The organism is Hufsiella ginkgonis (assembly GCF_009834915.1).
Classification (GTDB): domain Bacteria; phylum Bacteroidota; class Bacteroidia; order Sphingobacteriales; family Sphingobacteriaceae; genus Hufsiella; species Hufsiella ginkgonis.
Genome location: NZ_WVHS01000001.1, coordinates 18,165 through 35,218 on the forward strand (window position 1 = coordinate 18,165; position 17,054 = coordinate 35,218).

The following is a 17,054-nucleotide window of genomic DNA, read 5'->3' on the forward strand; positions in this document are numbered from 1 at the left end:
CTGCAAATATAGAAGATGATTTTTAATTGTACAAGTAAAAAATAGATTTAAATGTCGTGAAAAAGAGGCTGTTACTTATCCTGTTGCTCCCTGCCGGATTTATTTGCGTGTCGTGGGGATTCTTTGCTCATCAGCGTATTAACCGCCTGGCTGTCTTTACGCTGCCTTCGGCGCTGATGGGTTTTTATAAAAACAACATCGATTTTATTACCGAACACGCGGTGGATCCCGACAAGCGGCGGTATACAGATTCGCTGGAAGCCCCGCGCCATTACCTAGACGCCGACCATTATGGGACCGCTCCTTTCGACAGTATCCCACAAAAATGGGCCGACGCCGTAAAAAAATATGGCGAAAAAGAGCTTATGGGATACGGCACCGTGCCCTGGGAGATCCAAAGAAAATATTATGCGCTGGTAAAGGCGTTCAGCGAGGGCGATACCTCGCGGATACTGAAGGTTTCGTCTGATATCGGTCATTATATCGCCGACGCACATGTGCCGCTGCATACTACAGAAAACTACAACGGGCAAATGACCGGGCAAACGGGTATTCATGCCTTTTGGGAAAGCCGGCTGCCTGAGCTGTTTGCAGATGAATACGATTATTATGTGGGCAGGGCGCACTATATCCAGGATCCGCTGAAAGAAGCCTTCAAGATCCTGAAGCATACTTTCGGGTACAAAGATTCGGTGCTGGTGATCGAAGCAAGGCTAAGCAAATCGTTCCCTACCGACCGGAAATACACTTTCGTGGAACGCAGCGGGAAAATAACGAGACAATATTCAACGGCTTATTCACGTGCTTTCCATAACGCGCTTAACGGCATGGTGGAAGAACAGATGCGGGCTTCGATACTCCATGTAGGCAGTTTCTGGTATTCTGCCTGGGTAGATGCGGGGCAGCCGGATCTCAGGAAAGCCCGGGCCGGCTCGCTCACAGACGAAGAGCGGAAACGGGAACGGGTTGCGGAAGAAGGCTACAGGAAAGGGGGTATTATTGGGAGGGAGTACTAGTAAGGGGATTGAGGGGTTCACGCAAAGAGCGCAAAGTTTTTTCGCAAAGGGCGCAAAGAATTTTTATTGCCTGGCATAGCAATGTCGTTAAATTATGCCTTTGCGTCCTTTGCGTGAACCCTAAGCATCCTGCTTAACCTCTTTTTTTGACCGTACCGCCGCAAAAACCGCCGGCAGCACCGATACGATGATGATCAGGAAAACAACGATCGTAAAGTTCTTCTTCACCACCTCGATGTTCCCAAATAAAAAGCCAAGTACCAGGAAACTTATCACCCAGGCAACTCCGCCTGCCACGTTATAAAGCGTATATCTTGATATATTCATCTTACCCACACCGGCCACAAATGGTGCTATCGTGCGGATAATTGGCATAAAACGACTAAAAATAACCGCCTTACCGCCATGTTTATTAAAAAATTGCTGGGTTTGGATATAATATTCCAGCTTCAGGACCTTATTATTTTCTTTAAATACTTTAACCCCGAGGTAACTGCCGAGGTAATAGTTTACCGTGTTTCCAAGCACTGCGGCGATGCATAGCAGCGATGCCATTACGTAAATATCCAATCCTGTGTTTCCTTTAGCGATAAGCGCCCCTGCGGCAAACAGCAATGAATCGCCGGGAAGAAATGGAGTAACCACGAAACCTGTTTCGGCAAAAATGATGAGAAAAAGGATCAGGTAGGTCCATGCCTGGTAGTCCCTGATGATCTCAGACAGGTGATGATCGATGTGCAGTATAAAATCGATTATTGCTTTTACTATTTCCAATGTGCATAAGGTTGATCTCCAAAAATAGGAATATGCGCTTAAAATACCCTAAATAAAAAAGCCACCGGCATTTCTGTTTGCCGGTGGCTGGTAAATGGTTTTACTACTCTTTAATTATTAGCGACGACCTTATAGGTAATGGTTACGGATGTCGACCCGCTGATATATACCGTATAAATCCTGCCCGCTTGTAAACCCAGGCTGCTAAGCGTGAGCGCTGCATTGGCGGACCCTGCCGCAAACAACTGGAAATTAGCGGCCGGGTCTATTTCCGAATAAGCGGAAGCGGTTTTGTAAGCCAGTCCTGATACGATTTTAGCCCCGTTCTGGATGGCAAGATCGATGCTCGCCGCAGCTGCGGAACTCAAATGCACGAACCTGACCTTAGCCTTGCCTGACGAGGGGGGCGTACGATCGTCCTCCGTAGTGTACGCGGCAGCTGATGCCGAACCCCCGGTATAAAAAACGGTGTAGTACTTGCCGCCCTGGAGGTTCAGGGTGCTTGATGAATTGACCGTGGTCGTACCCGTCGATTTAAATTCAGCTTTCCGGCTGCCCGAGCTGACGGTAAAATAGCCCGAGCTTTGTGTATAGGCCACCGCCTGGCTATTCACTTTGGTGTCGTCCACGTAAAAGTCCTGCGCAGCCGAGCCCTCGGCAGAATTTACGATCATCAGGTTGGCAGATGCCGACAGGTCTTCGCCGTCATCGGTGCATGAGGGAGCGAACGATGCAAAAATCGTCGCAGCTATTATAAAAATAAATCCCTGCTTTGTTTTCGGTAAAATGTTCGTTTTCATAAAACGGGTAGTGCAAAAAGCAATCCACTACCATCGCCTGTTTATTAACGGACAATTTGCGGCTTAAGAATGTATTATTTACTATACGGGCCCGTGATCCGCTTAAGCGTAGGTGTTCAGCATAACCGGCATTACCAGCATGAGAACGTCTTCTTTGTCGTTGTTTGTTTGCGGAACAAGTAAACCTGCACGGTTTGGCGTGCTCATTTCAAGATTCACTTCTTCCCCGTTGAGGTTGTTTAACATCTCGATGAGGAACTTGGCGTTAAAGCCGATCTCCATATCATCGCCTTCGTACTGGCAGCTCAGGCGCTCGTGCGCTTCGTTGGCAAAATCGATATCTTCCGAAGAGATATTAAGTTCGCTCCCGGAAATCTTAAGACGTACCTGGTGCGTGGTTTTATTAGCGAAGATCACTACACGCCGTAACGAGTTCAGGAACAGCGCTCTTTCCAGGGTAAGTACGTTGGGATTATTTTTGGGGATCACGGCTTCGTAATCCGGGTAACGCTCATCGATGAGGCGACAGATCAGGTTAATATTCCCGAAGCGGAAGAAGGCGCTGGTATTGTTATACTCCACAGAAACGTTCACATCCTCCGAAGGGAGGGACGATTTCAGGAGGTTCAGGGCTTTTTTGGGAAGGATAAAGGATGCGGCGCTTTCTGAACTGGCATCCATCCGGCGGTAACGAACTAACTTGTGCGCGTCCGTAGATACGAATGTGATGTACTGTGGGCTTAACTGGCAAAACACGCCGGTCATGGCCGGCCGAAGCTCGTCGCCGCTCACCGCAAAAAGCGTTTTAGTGATGGCTTCGGAGAGCACCGATGCCGGAAGATTTACAGAAGATGCATTCTCCACCGTAGGGATCTTCGGAAAATCCTCTCCGTTTTCGCCGCTCAGCTTATACTTACCGTCGCCGGCGCTGATCTCGATGGCAAATGTTTGGTTATCGATCGTAAAAGCGATGGGCTGATCGGGTAAAGTTTTAAGCGTCTCCATCAGGATCTTTGCGGGCACCGCTACTTTGCCTTCTTCTTTCGATTCAACCGGCAGGGAGGTGGTCATGCTGGTTTGCAGGTCCGTAGCCGAGATCGTTAATATGCCATCATGGATCTCGAACAGGAAATTCTCCAGGATCGGCAAAACAGTACTGCTGCTGGATGCCCCGTTCACTGCCTGCAGCTGTTTTAACAAAGTTGACGTCGAAACTATAAATTTCATTAGGATCTTGTGCTTTTTAGTGGTGATAAAACCTTGTTCTGTGTAGATTGAAAAGGTTTCGATCGATAATTCTTAGTGACAATAATAGGAAAGCTTTTTTAATTAGTCAAAAACAGGTTTTCAACAGTTCACGGGCAATTCCCGCTATTTTTCCGCAAGATACGCTAACAAAAAGGAAACAAACCGTTTTCCTTTTAAACTTTGTTAAAAGCGTACTTTCTTTTCCGGTAATAATGTTGAAAAATTCCACAAATAGTTATTAACACAAGCGGCAACCCAATATTCAACACTTGCCAGAAAAGTTTTTCTTCCCGGATCCGGGGACGGTCGAGCAGCCTTACCGTGATGTCTTTGTTCCGAAGGCTGATGATGCCTGAATCATCTGTGAGGTAGTCCGCACAATTAAGCAGGAAGTTCTTGTTGCCGTATTGCTGCCGCGAATAGCGGTCGTAGCCCAGGGGGAAAGGAGAACCGTCGGATGCATTCACCTGGTTTTTCAGCAAGTCGCCGTCTCCTGCTACGATCATCCGGGTAAACCGGCTTTTAGCGGGCAGCGACGCGGTTCCTGTCACCCCTTTGGGCAGTGGGCGCCCGTTAAATGCCGAAGGAAAGGTCCCTTCCAGCAATACCGCGGCCGGTAACGGTATATTCCTGAAAGCGGCAGGATCAGCTTCCTGCCCGATCATGCTGAGAGAGATCATTCCGGGCGTATTCAGGATACGGCTGAAAGCCGAAGAACTGAGGACGACCGTTTTCTTCACGTTCGGAATGGCGATCGTGTCTACCGTACTGATAAATTCACTTCTAACGGGGTCGAGATTCCGCACCAGGGGGTGTTTAACCTGGGGAGTAAGCAGCGGGTAAAACAACCAGGGGCGAAGTACGATCTGCGGCTGACCATCCGCGCCACCTATTTTTACGGGAATCTGTGCGCAGTTCATGTCGGCAATAAGCTCGTGGTTGATCCGCACACCGTAGTTAAACAACAGGTCATCGAGATTCAGGTCCTTGTTAAATGCCAGCTGGCTGCCTTTTCCATGGAGACTGTCCATCTCCGCGCTTACTTCATCAATGGTCCATAAAACACTACCGCCATGCATCACGAAATAATCGATCTTAAACTTTTCGGCTTCGGTAAACGGTGTCTCCGGCTTGGGGATCACCAGCATTTTCATTTTGTCGAGGCCGGCAAAAGTGATCACACCCAGGTCCACCCGCCCCACTTCATAGCCGTCGCGAAGCGAATTCATGGCATCATTCAGCTGGATATCGGCCAGTTCGCCATGCCCTTCGGTAAAACCGATCCGGGGCTTCCCGTCATTCAGCACCTTCTGAATGGCTGAAGTGAAGACATATTCCAGGTTTTCGACCGCGCCGTTGAGCACCTGCTGATCAATAGCCCCCGACTTATAGGGGAGCAGCCTCACCGGGACCTGCCTGCCCTGGTAGGTGATCACCGCTGCGGGGTACACCAGGATCTGGGAAACACCACCCTCCGTGGGAACGCCAACCTGGGTAGGAAATATATCTTTCTCAGCCAGTGAATTATACAGCGACTCCTGCTGTTCCTTGCTTCCTTTCAATGGATTAGCGAAACTGAAGCGCAGTTTTCCGCCTGAATAAGCGCGTAAGTCTGTCAGCATATCGCGGGTAGCGCGGTTCAACCGCTTAAACCCCGCCGGGAAATCACCCTCCAGGTACACGGTTATCTCCATATTCTCTTTAAGGCCGGAGAGGGTACGCTCTGTAATTCCCGATAAGGTGTAACGTTTCTCTGTGGTGAAATCGAATCTGGTAAAATAGTAAGCCGATACCAGGTTAAACAAGATAATGCCTGCCAGCACCCAGGCAAGCTGCACCAGGTCCTTTTTCTTCCGGCTTACCATTTCCTTCCTCCCAATACCGTTTTGGTGATCACCAGGAAGAACAAGGTGAAACTGGCAAAATACACCAGGTCGCGCGTGTCGAGCACGCCACGGCTTACAGATTGATAATGTTCCATGATGCCGATCGCGGCGATCAGCGTATCTGCCTGCTGCAAGGAGACGAGCCTGCTTAATGAATCGAACCCGCTAAAAAGGAAAAAACTTAAGAACACCGCTATGGTAAAGGCCACTACCTGGTTACTGGTTACTGCCGACGCAAGAATGCCAATTGCCACAAAAATCCCGCCGAGGAGAAAGAGACCGGTGTAGGATCCGATTACCGCACCGGTATCGACATTCCCCCGCGTAGCCCCAAGTTCATAAACGGTGAAATAGTAGATCAGCGTAGGGGCCATAGCCATCAGCACAATGGCAAGGCTGCCGAAATATTTGCCCAGAATGATCTGCCAGTCGGTAAGTGGCCGGGTGGCCAGCAATTCGAAAGTGCCTTCTTTTTTTTCTTCGGCGATGGACCGCATCGTTACCGCCGGGATGAGGAACATAAACAGGTAAGGCGCGATATCGAACAGGCTGTCGAGCCCGGCATAGCCATAATCAAGAACGGCCGAATCGGGAAATACCCAAAGAAAAAGGCCTGTTGCCGCCAGGAATATTCCAACGATGATATAGGCGACCAGTGAGCTAAAAAAGGCAGCAATTTCCTTACGGAGAATGGTTAACATGCGATCAGAACTTATAAGCGATCCTGAACCCGGCCTGGTTGATATTACCCCCATCGCGCGCCCAGCGCTCATACCGGACGCCGGCATCGATATAGCCGTCTTTGGTGACCGGAAATGAAATGCCTGCTCCTGGCGCCCAGACAAACGCAGAGCCGGCATTCTTATTGGTACCGATGCTCAGGCCAAGCTCGCCTTCACCAAAAAAGTAGTTTCCGAAGTAATACTTCCCCCCCACTTTAAGAGGAACATAACTTTTATTAATGGTAAGCGGCTTCATATCCTCTTTGAGATAGAATGTGGTAAACCCGGCGGTGGCCGTAGCATAAAACTCGCGGGTAATAGGCACTTCGAACTTACCCGAACCTCCAAAGCCGATGGTGAACACGTTACCGAAACTGCCGGAGGGGATCCCAAATTCGGCGCCTACACCCAGGCGCGGTTTAGTGGTATACGGCGGAATGACGACCTGGGCGAACACCTGTGCCGAAAAAACCGGTAACAGAAGAATAATTAAAAAGCGTTTCATCGATAGCATAGTTAATGTGCGATAGCATTGGAGCCCGTGAGACTGATAAAAATCTCTTCCAGTGTACGACCCGGATGCACGCCTCGTAATGAGCTTAACGCATCATCGGCCACAATATTTCCCTTGTTAATGATCACAATATGATCGCATACGGCCTCGGCCTCCTGCATGATATGCGTAGAGAATACCACGGTGCGGGAAGCGCCGAGGTCCCTGATCAGCTTGCGGATACCGGACAGCTGGTTGGGATCGAGGCCGGAGGTGGGTTCGTCCAGGATCAGCACTTTCGGGTCGTGGATAATGGCTTGTGCCAGGCCTACACGCTGCCGGTAGCCCTTGGAAAGCTGGCCGATCTTTTTATGCTGTTCGTCTCCAAGCCCGGTCAGACCGATCACGTCGCTGATCCGCTGCCGCTTGTTTTGCAGGCCATGAATATTCGCCACAAAGCCGAGTGATTCCTTTACGTATAACTCGGGATACAGGGGATTATGCTCGGGGAGATATCCCACCACACGGCGTACCTCGAGGGCTTCGCGGGCCACATCGAACCCGCACACCGTGGCTCTGCCCGACGTTTGCGGGATAAAACTGGTGAGGATCCTCATGGTAGTCGATTTGCCCGCACCGTTGGGACCTAAAAAGCCCATCACTTTACCAGGTTCCGCCCTGAACGAAATGCTGTCGATCGCCTTTTGCTGCCCGAATAATTTTGTCAGATGCTCTACGGCAATGCTCATGTACAAAATTAACGCTTATCGGCGAACAATTAACAAGGAAAGCGAATAATAAGGATAAGGAATAATGTCTGTCTCCTGCCAGTTAAATACGAGATATCAATCATTCCTTATGGTTAATCGCCCTGGACGGCTGGTTGTTAGAACGGGAGGTCGTCGGCGCCTGCAAATTCGTTCCGCTTATCGTCGTTTCGAACCGGCTGCCCGGCATGAACGGCCTCTTCTTCGAAATCGCTTTTGCGGCCAAGCATGGTGAAGTTTTCCGCCACCACTTCGGTGGTATACTTCTTGTGGCCTTCTTTATCTTCGAAGGACCGGGTGCGGAGTTTACCCTCTATGTATACGAGTTTGCCTTTTTGAAGATATTTCGACGCTATTTCGGCCAATCCGCGCCACATCACGATGTTGTGCCATTCGGTCTGCTCTATTTTGCGACCGTCTTTGTTGAATGTTTCTGAGGTCGCCAGCGGAAAGCTGGCAACAGTAACGCCTCCCTCCAGGTGGCGCACTTCGGGATCTTTGCCGAGGTGCCCCACCAGGATCACTTTGTTAATACCTGGCATGTGTTAATTGGTTAAGTTAAATTGAATCTCAGGATAATTTTTCAGGAATGCAAAAATTAATTTTGGCATAGCCAGTTTATCCAGGCTCTCCGGGTCAACATATATCCAGCCCGAATTGTTCAAAAAAAACTCTTCAAAACCGGACAGAATAATAAAGGTCGCCGCTATATTTTGATGGGTAAGCACATGTTTTACAGGACCATACACATTTCCGACGACAGCCTGCGTTCCAAAAGCCTGTGTAAATTCAGGTGATATCAGCAGATCGGCCGGGCTGGTTAACGCGTTGGTCTCTATCAACGGCAGTTCATACATGTTTTGCCATATGTCGCCCGGCCCGCGCTTGTTCATCAGCATCCTGCCATCGCGTTGTGCAACGATGTAATTAAAATATCGCTGCCTGCTTGCCTTCTTCTTGTCTTTCACGGGAAGATCGGCTGTTTTCCCGAGCTGGTAAGCCAGGCATCCGGGGCGAAGCGGGCAGGTGGGACATTCGGGTTTGGGCCGGCATTGAAGCGCGCCAAACTCCATGATCGCCTGGTTATATAAAGCCGGATACCGCGGGTCGATCAGCTCATTGGCCAGGCGGGTAAAGGTCTTCTTGCCGGCAGTGCTGTTGATGGGTGTATCTATATTGAAATAACGGGATAATACCCTGAATACATTTCCATCTACCACCGCCCGCTTTTCATTCTCCGCGAACGATGAGATCGCTGCCGCGGTATATTCTCCGATGCCTTTAAGCCCGATCAAAGCCTGGTAGCTCCCGGGGAAAATTCCGCCGTGCGTGCGCATCACCAGGCCCGCGGTATGGTGCATATTGCGGCCGCGCGAGTAGTACCCCAGCCCCTGCCACATTTTGAGGATTTCATCTTCTGTTGCTGCCGCGAAATCGGCAACCGTGGGATACTTTTCGCTAAACCTGTAGTAATAAGGCATCCCCTGGTCTACCCGGGTTTGCTGCAGGATCACTTCCGAAAGCCAGATCAGGTAAGGATCGCGCGTTTTCCGCCAGGGAAGGTCGCGTTTATGGAGATGGTACCAGCTGATCACTTCCTGTGTAAAGTTCATAGGTTGAGGATGTTTTTTATTAAAACGAGCGGCAAAAATACCTTACTGATTGTTTTATAAGCAGTTGATCGAAAAAAACTTCAAATTATTTCAGCAAATCAATTTAAAGCAATACTTTTGCAACCCCAATCTGAGAGAAGATCCGGGTAAATAATTATAACAAAACAGAACATGACTAAAGCAGAAATTATTGCAGAGATCGCTAACAAGACAGGTATTGAAAAAGTTGACGTTCAGGAAACTGTAGAAGCATTCTTTAAGGTAATCAAAACTTCGATGATCAAAGGTGATAATGTATACGTTAGAGGCTTTGGAAGCTTTGTGGTGAAAAAAAGGGCTGAAAAAACAGCACGTAACATTTCCAAAAATACAGCAATTATTATCCCCGAGCATTTCGTACCGAGCTTTAAACCTGCTAAAGTATTTATCGAGAAAGTAAAGACCGGCAACAAGAAAAAAGCAACCGCTTAAGTTCTTATTCATGATTCATAGAAAGCAAATAGCAGTTATTTCGTTGGTAGTAGTACTGATGGGATTGTTGCTTTCTATGAATATTAAAGGGCTCGTTAAGCCCAAAGAGCAACGCAATGTGAATGGAACAGTAGCCGGCGGGCCATCTGCAGCCGCCAGCGTATCTGTAGAAAGCGTTTCGGCGCTTGCCAAACCCGAACTTACGGCAAACTTCGCCAAACAGGTGGCCGACCTGGAAGAAGCACTGAGCCAGGCACCCGGGGAGAAAAAGATCGGCCTTGAAAAGCAACTGGCCCAAAAATGGGAGGATGTAAATCAACCCGGCCCGGCTGCATTCTATCATGAAATGGTAGCCGTAAGGGAAAACACGTACAACGCATGGCTTAAAACGGGCGATGCTTTCAGTAACGCACAGCAAAATACGCAGGACACACTCATACAGCCCGCATTGGGCGAAAAAGCCATTAACGCTTACCAGAAGGCGCTGGAACTACAGCCCGGCAGCCGGGATGCGAAAATGGGACTTGGTGCCGCTTATGTGAACGGCTCTGCTAACCCGATGGCAGGGATCCAACTATTGCTTGCGGTAGTTAAAGAAGACCCTGATAACCTGAAAGCGAATAAAACACTGGGGTTGTTCTCGATGAGATCGGGCCAGTTTGATAAAGCGGTGAACCGGTTTAAGACAGTGATCCGCGTCAAAGAGGATTCAGAATCATGGTTTTACCTGGCTACCAGCTACGAAAACCTGGGAATGAAGAAAGATGCGATCGATGCTTATGAAAAAAGTAAGGTGCTCGCAGCAGATCCCGGGTTATCCAAATTTGTAGATAAGAAGGTTGAAGAATTGAAAAAGTAAAAGAATTAATAATAACATTTAAAAATCTAAAGCTATGCCAAGCGGTAAAAAAAGAAAAAGACATAAAATGGCCACTCACAAACGCAAAAAGCGTTTACGTAAAAACAGACATAAGAAAAAATAGCCGATAGCTAATGGCTATCGGCTATTAGCCTTCGCTTCATTTTCTTAAAACTCATCGTGTATTAACGTGGCGGTTCCTCCGCCAGTAAAGGAGTAGGCTGTTGGTAAAAGAATTAATTATCAATTCAACCCCCAACGGGGTGACTATCGCTTTACTGCAAGACAAGCAACTCGTAGAACTTAACACTGAGCACATCAACAACAATTACGCTGTTGGTGACATCTATCTTGGCAAGATCAAAAAGATCATGCCTGGATTGAATGCTGCTTTTGTAGACGTGGGATATGAAAAAGATGCTTTCCTGCACTATCTTGACCTGGGTCCACAGGTACAGTCGCTGATAAAGCTGACTAAGATTGTAAAGAATGGCAGCTACAAAGATAAGCTGCTGAATAGTTTTAAACTGGAACAGGACATTAATAAGTCCGGTAAAATATCCGAGGTGCTGAGCCGTAACATGCTGTTACCCGTTCAGATCGCCAAAGAACCAATTTCTACGAAAGGTCCCCGCTTAAGTTCCGACTTATCCATTGCCGGCCGTTTCGTGGTGTTGGTGCCGTTCTCGGATGCGATCTCCATCTCGAAAAAGATCAGGAGCAACACCGAAAGATCGAGGCTTAAAAAGATCGTTGAAAGCATAAAGCCGAAGCATTTCGGCGTGATCATCCGCACCGTTTCTGAAGGAAAAGGCGTTGCGGAACTTCAAAAAGACCTGCTGGACCTGATCGCAAAATGGGAAAATTTCTCTGTCAAGCTTCCCCTCACCGAGCCTTCAAAAAAGGTACTGGGCGAGATGGGGCGTACCTCTACCATTCTTCGCGACATTCTGAATCCCGATTTTACGAATATTCATGTCGACGATCCCGCTATTTTCGAAGATATCCGCTCGTATGTGCACGAGATCTCGCCAGACCTTGAGCGAATCGTAAAGCTGTACAAGAATACGAAGGAACCTATCTTCGATCACTTTGGCGTAGAGAAACAGATCAAAACCTCGTTTGGTAAAACGGTAAACCTGGCGGGCGGCGCCTATCTCGTGGTAGAACATACGGAAGCGCTCCACGTGATCGACGTGAACAGCGGCAACCGCACCGCCAGCAAAGAGAATCAGGAAGACAACGCCCTGCAGGTGAATATGGAAGCCGCGCGGGAGATCGCCCGCCAGCTGCGCCTGCGCGACATGGGCGGGATCGTGGTGATCGATTTTATCGACATGCATAAACCGCAGAACCGCAAAGAACTGTTCGACTACCTGAAAGAACAGATGGCGCTCGACCGGGCAAAGCATACCATACTTCCGCCGAGTAAATTTGGGCTGGTACAGATCACCAGGCAGCGTGTACGCCCGGAAATGAACATCGTAACCAACGAAAAATGCCCTGCCTGCAACGGCACAGGTGAAATTAAAGCCAGCATCGTGCTGATGGACGATATCCAGAATAACCTGAAATATATCCTCACCGAGCAGAACGAAAAAAACATTACCCTTTGCGTACATCCTTACATTGGCGCCTATATTAAGAAAGGAATATTTTCACGGCAGTGGCATTGGTTCCTTAAATATGGTAAATGGATAAAAGTGAAGGAAGCCTCTTCTTATCACCTTACAGAGTTTCATTTCCTGAACTCGAGGGACGAGGAAATAAAGTTGTAATCTAGTTTCGGCGGTTGGTTATCAGGTCCGTTATAGCGCTTTAAAAGGGCTAAGGGCTGATAACCGACCGCCGATAGCTTTTTTCATTTAGCTTTGTAGCATACTATTGTCGCTCATGGCCAAAACAAAATCCGCTTATTTCTGCCAGAGTTGTGGTTACGAATCAGCTAAATGGCTGGGTAAATGCCCTTCGTGCGGCCAATGGAACACGTTTGTGGAAGAGGTGATCGAAAAGGCGTCGGGCCAGGCGCCTACCTGGAAAACGGCCTCCTCTCCGATAAAACGTGTCGCCACGCCAGCAGCCATCCAGGATATCCAGTTTAGCGAAACCAACCGGCTTATCACGTCCGACCAGGAGCTGAACCGCGTACTAGGCGGCGGCATCGTGGGCGGCTCACTCGTACTCATCGGCGGAGAGCCCGGGATCGGGAAATCAACGCTGATGCTGCAGCTGGCCCTCAACCTTCCGGAATTAAAAGTGCTGTATGTATCAGGAGAGGAAAGTGAGCAGCAGATTAAAATGCGTGCCGACCGCCTGGCGGGAAGCGGGAAGGAAACGTTTATACTCACGGAAACCTCCACGCAGCACATTTTTAAACAAATAGAGCTGCTAGAACCCGGGATCGTGATCGTGGACTCCATCCAAACCCTGTACTCAGCACACATCGAGTCGACCCCGGGGAGCGTATCGCAGGTGCGGGAATGTACCGCAGAACTGCTGCGTTTCGCCAAAGAAAGCGGGACCCCCGTCTTCCTGATCGGGCATATCACCAAGGATGGCGCTATCGCCGGGCCTAAGATCCTCGAACATATGGTAGACACCGTACTGCAGTTTGAAGGCGATCGCCACCATGTTTACCGGATTCTCCGCGCCGTAAAGAACCGGTTCGGCTCCGCATCGGAACTTGGCATTTACGAGATGCAGGGCAACGGGTTGCGGGAAGTATCCAATCCTTCCGAAATCCTTCTTTCTTTACGGGAAGAGCCGTTAAGCGGCATCACGATCTCCGCCATGCTAGAAGGGCTTCGCCCGATGCTGATAGAGACGCAGGCATTGGTGAGCGCTTCAGCCTATGGTACTCCCCAACGATCGGCTACCGGGTTCGACACACGCAGGATGAACATGCTGCTTGCCGTGCTGGAAAAACGGTGCGGTTTCAGGCTAAGCGCTAAAGATGTGTTCCTGAACATTGCCGGCGGGTTGCGGGTAGAAGATCCCGCAATCGACCTGGGAATTATCGTGGCGATCATTTCGTCTCACGAGGATATCCCTGTACCTGTAAAGATCTGCTTTGCCGGCGAAGTCGGCCTTTCCGGCGAGATCCGCGCGGTAAACCGGATCGAGCAGCGCATCGCGGAAGCACAGAAGCTTGGCTTCGAAAAAATTTATATTTCTAAATACAACAAGAAAGGGCTCGACACCAGTAGATTTGCCATTGAGATAAAAACGGTGGCTAAAGTAGAGGATGTATTTTCTTCCTTATTTGGCTAATCGCTTTATTAAATTTATATCTTAATTTAAATCGTGTCGCTATCTGAACCGGACTTCTCTGCAGCCTATTCTTATGCTGATCACCTCCGTAGGCGATATTGTGACAACCCCCGGTACTGCAAGGCTTTAGCGTTATGCTGGAAGAAGTCTTCGCTAACGTAAAGTAATAGTTAAGTGATAAATTTAAACACATAAGCCCGGGAAGATCATTCACGGGCTTATCCCGCTATTGGATATATTCGGAAGCTTACTTACTCAAATACATCGATTTCTCCTTATACAAATGTCTGAAGTAAGGGTCGTTCAGGTCTTTGATAAACCGGATCGCTTCACCGGTCGATTTCATCTCAGGGCCAAGCTGTTTATCCACCTCGGGGAATTTGTCAAAAGAGAATACCGGTTCTTTAATCGCGTATCCCTGGAGCTTACGCTCGATGGTAAAGTCTTTCAGCTTATTTACACCCAGCATGACCTTGGCCGCAATATTAATATAAGGTACGTCATATGCCTTCGCTATGAAAGGAACCGTACGCGAGGCACGCGGGTTTGCCTCGATTACGTATACTTTTCCGTCTTTAATGGCGAACTGGATATTAAGCAGGCCCCGAACATTGAGGGCTTTCGCCAGCTTGACGGTATATTCTTCCATCTGGCTGATTTCACTGTCGGTGAGATCGAAGGGCGGAAGAACCGCACTTGAATCGCCTGAGTGAATACCGGCAGGTTCGATATGCTCCATTAATCCCACGATGTGAACGTCGTCGCCATCGGAGATCGAGTCAGATTCCGCTTCTGCAGCACGATCGAGGAAGTGATCGATCAGTACCCGGTTCCCCGGGAGGTTACGCAGCAAGGTCACTACAGCTTTTTCAAGATCTTCATCGTTAATCACGATGCTCATCCCCTGTCCGCCCAATACGTAACTTGGACGAACCAACACCGGGTAGCCAACTTTACGCGCCACTTCGATGGCCTCTTCGGCGCTTTCGGCAACACCATATTTCGGATAAGGGATATCGAGATCTTTCAGCAAGTCAGAAAAACGACCGCGATCTTCCGCAATATCCATGTTATCATAGGAAGTACCGATGATCTTAATACCATATTGGTGAAGTTTCTCGGCCATTTTCAGGGCTGTTTGACCGCCGAGCTGAACGATCACTCCTTCCGGTTTCTCCAGCTCGATGATCTCGCGTACATGTTCCCAGAAAACCGGCTCAAAATACAGCTTATCGGCCATATTGAAATCGGTAGAGACCGTTTCGGGATTACAGTTCACCATGATGGCTTGGTAGCCCGATTCCTTCGCGGCAAGCAAGCCGTGCACACACGAATAATCGAACTCGATCCCCTGGCCAATCCGGTTCGGACCGGAGCCAAGTACGATGATCTTCTTTTTATCGGATGAAACCGATTCGTTTTCGTCTTCGAAAGTAGAATAGTAATAGGGTGTTTTTGCCTGGAACTCGGCAGCGCAGGTATCTACCATCTTGTAGGAGCGGTTTATACCCAGCTCTTTCCTGCGGGCGTATACCTCGTCTTCACTGACGTTAGTTAATAACCAGGCGATCTGCGCATCAGAATAACCTTTTTGTTTTAGCGTCAGGAAGAAATCCTTGGGAATGTTTGTCAGCTGGTAGCGTTTAAGCTCCGCTTCCAGGCTAACCAACTCCTGGATCTGCACCAGGAACCAACGATCGATCTTTGTCGCTTTACGGATAGACTCGATGGGAACACCAAGGCTCATGGCATCTTTCACATGAAATAGTCTGTCCCAGCTTGGGTGTTCCAGGCTGTGCATGATCTCTTCGAGGTTCCTGCTCTGGCGGCCATCGGCGCCAAGTCCCAACCTGTTCGTTTCGAGGCTCTGGCATGCTTTCTGCAATGCTTCGATGAACGTGCGGCCGATAGCCATCACCTCACCTACCGATTTCATCTGCAAGCCAAGCTCCTTATTGGCGCCCTTGAACTTATCGAAGTTCCAGCGCGGTATTTTCACGATCACGTAATCTAAGGTCGGCTCGAAGTAAGCCGAAGTTGTTTTGGTGATCTGGTTCTCGATTTCGTCGAGGTTATAGCCTATTGCCAGCTTGGCGGCAATCTTGGCGATCGGGTAACCGGTGGCCTTGGAGGCCAGCGCGGAAGACCGCGAAACACGCGGGTTGATCTCGATCGCAATAATATCTTCTGTAGCGGGATCTACGGAGAACTGCACATTACAACCGCCGGCAAAATTCCCGATCGAACGCATCATCAGGAGTGCCTGGTTCCGCATGGATTGGTAGCAGCGATCGCTGAGGGTCATGGCAGGTGCAACCGTAATCGAGTCGCCGGTGTGGATGCCCATCGGGTCGAAGTTCTCGATGGAGCAGATAATGATCACATTGTCTTTACTGTCGCGAAGCAGTTCCAGCTCATATTCTTTCCAGCCGAGCACCGCTTTCTCTACCAGCACTTCGTGTGTCGGTGATGCCTGGAGGCCACGGCTGAGTGCCGCGTCAAATTCTTCTTTCTTGTGCACGAACCCGCCACCAGTGCCGCCCAGGGTGTACGACGGCCGGATTACCAACGGAAAACCGATCTCTTGTGCAGCTTCTTTTCCTTCGAGAAATGAATTGGCGATCTTTGATTTCGCCACCCCTATACCAATATCTACCATCAATTGGCGGAAAGCTTCACGGTTTTCGGTCTTTTCAATCGCGGCGATGTCTACCCCGATGATCTTCACGCCATATTTTTTCCACAAACCGCGCTCTTCCGCTTCGATGCAAAGATTTAACGCGGTCTGCCCGCCCATGGTTGGCAGGACTGCATCAATCTTCTGTTCTGTGAGGATCCGTTCAATACTTTCACAGTTCAGCGGGAGCAGATAAACATGATCAGCGATCACTTTATCGGTCATGATTGTTGCGGGATTCGAATTGATGATCGAAACCTCGATCCCTTCCTCTTTCAGCGAAAGAGAAGCCTGTGACCCGGAATAGTCAAATTCGCAAGCCTGACCGATGATAATTGGACCCGAACCTATGATCAGAACGGATTTAATAGAAGTGTTTTTTGGCATATTCCCGACTGGTTTATCGGGATGCAAAGATAGCGTTTTATTACCTTACCGGCGGATAAAATTGAAAAAGG

At 49.1% G+C, this 17,054-nt stretch carries 15 protein-coding genes; 5 read left to right on the top strand and 10 right to left on the bottom strand.

Annotated features, from left to right (window positions below; translation table 11 throughout):
- Positions 1-56 precede the first annotated feature (56 nt).
- Positions 57-1,016, top strand: coding sequence for a zinc dependent phospholipase C family protein (locus GS398_RS00105; RefSeq protein ID WP_160904725.1), 960 nt, complete (start codon positions 57-59; stop codon positions 1,014-1,016).
- Between the two features lie 120 nt (positions 1,017-1,136).
- On the opposite strand, the gene GS398_RS00110 is transcribed toward GS398_RS00105, so the two are convergent.
- The 9 genes from GS398_RS00110 to mutY form a co-directional block, all read right to left on the bottom strand.
- Complete coding sequence (locus GS398_RS00110) at positions 1,137-1,790, bottom strand: DedA family protein (protein ID WP_160904726.1); 654 nt, start codon at positions 1,788-1,790, stop codon at positions 1,137-1,139.
- A gap of 110 nt (positions 1,791-1,900) precedes the next feature.
- Positions 1,901-2,590: a DUF4397 domain-containing protein gene (locus GS398_RS00115; protein WP_160904727.1), complete on the bottom strand. Its 690-nt coding sequence runs from the start codon at positions 2,588-2,590 to the stop codon at positions 1,901-1,903.
- 102 nt (positions 2,591-2,692) lie between these two features.
- Positions 2,693-3,817: a DNA polymerase III subunit beta gene (gene dnaN, locus GS398_RS00120; RefSeq protein ID WP_160904728.1), complete on the bottom strand. Its 1,125-nt coding sequence runs from the start codon at positions 3,815-3,817 to the stop codon at positions 2,693-2,695.
- A 194-nt stretch (positions 3,818-4,011) separates the two neighbouring features.
- Positions 4,012-5,703: a gliding motility-associated ABC transporter substrate-binding protein GldG gene (gene gldG, locus GS398_RS00125; protein ID WP_160904729.1), complete on the bottom strand. Its 1,692-nt coding sequence runs from the start codon at positions 5,701-5,703 to the stop codon at positions 4,012-4,014.
- A complete protein-coding gene (gene gldF / locus GS398_RS00130; protein WP_160904730.1) occupies positions 5,697-6,425 on the bottom strand; it encodes a gliding motility-associated ABC transporter permease subunit GldF in 729 nt (242 codons plus the stop codon). The genes gldG and gldF overlap by 7 nt, the downstream gene beginning before the upstream one ends.
- 4 nt (positions 6,426-6,429) lie before the next feature.
- On the bottom strand, positions 6,430-6,951 hold the full coding sequence (locus GS398_RS00135; protein WP_160904731.1) for an outer membrane beta-barrel protein: 522 nt from the start codon (positions 6,949-6,951) through the stop codon (positions 6,430-6,432).
- Between the two features lie 11 nt (positions 6,952-6,962).
- Positions 6,963-7,688 (bottom strand): ATP-binding cassette domain-containing protein, encoded by a 726-nt coding sequence (locus GS398_RS00140; RefSeq protein WP_160904732.1) that lies wholly within the window; start codon positions 7,686-7,688, stop codon positions 6,963-6,965.
- Positions 7,689-7,825: 137 nt separating this feature from the next.
- Positions 7,826-8,248, bottom strand: coding sequence for a single-stranded DNA-binding protein (locus GS398_RS00145; protein ID WP_237488054.1), 423 nt, complete (start codon positions 8,246-8,248; stop codon positions 7,826-7,828).
- Between the two features lie 3 nt (positions 8,249-8,251).
- Positions 8,252-9,319, bottom strand: a complete 1,068-nt coding sequence (gene mutY / locus GS398_RS00150; protein WP_160904733.1) for an A/G-specific adenine glycosylase — start codon at positions 9,317-9,319, stop codon at positions 8,252-8,254.
- A 156-nt stretch (positions 9,320-9,475) separates the two neighbouring features.
- Between mutY and GS398_RS00155 the strand changes: the two genes are divergently transcribed.
- The 4 genes from GS398_RS00155 (at position 9,476) to radA (ending at position 13,919) form a co-directional block, all read left to right on the top strand.
- Entirely contained in the window at positions 9,476-9,790 is a 315-nt protein-coding gene (locus tag GS398_RS00155; protein WP_369410229.1) for an HU family DNA-binding protein, read from the top strand.
- A 10-nt stretch (positions 9,791-9,800) separates the two neighbouring features.
- The gene (locus GS398_RS00160; protein ID WP_160904735.1) at positions 9,801-10,649 is read left to right on the top strand and encodes a tetratricopeptide repeat protein; all 849 of its coding nucleotides are present in this window, start codon (positions 9,801-9,803) and stop codon (positions 10,647-10,649) included.
- A gap of 224 nt (positions 10,650-10,873) precedes the next feature.
- Positions 10,874-12,427 carry an Rne/Rng family ribonuclease gene (locus tag GS398_RS00165; RefSeq protein ID WP_160904736.1) on the top strand — a complete coding sequence of 518 codons (1,554 nt, stop codon included), beginning with the start codon at positions 10,874-10,876 and terminating at the stop codon, positions 12,425-12,427.
- A gap of 115 nt (positions 12,428-12,542) precedes the next feature.
- Entirely contained in the window at positions 12,543-13,919 is a 1,377-nt protein-coding gene (gene radA / locus GS398_RS00170) for a DNA repair protein RadA (protein ID WP_160904737.1), read from the top strand.
- A 247-nt stretch (positions 13,920-14,166) separates the two neighbouring features.
- On the opposite strand, the gene carB is transcribed toward radA, so the two are convergent.
- On the bottom strand, positions 14,167-16,983 hold the full coding sequence (carB, locus tag GS398_RS00175; RefSeq protein ID WP_160904738.1) for a carbamoyl-phosphate synthase large subunit: 2,817 nt from the start codon (positions 16,981-16,983) through the stop codon (positions 14,167-14,169).
- Positions 16,984-17,054 lie beyond the last annotated feature (71 nt).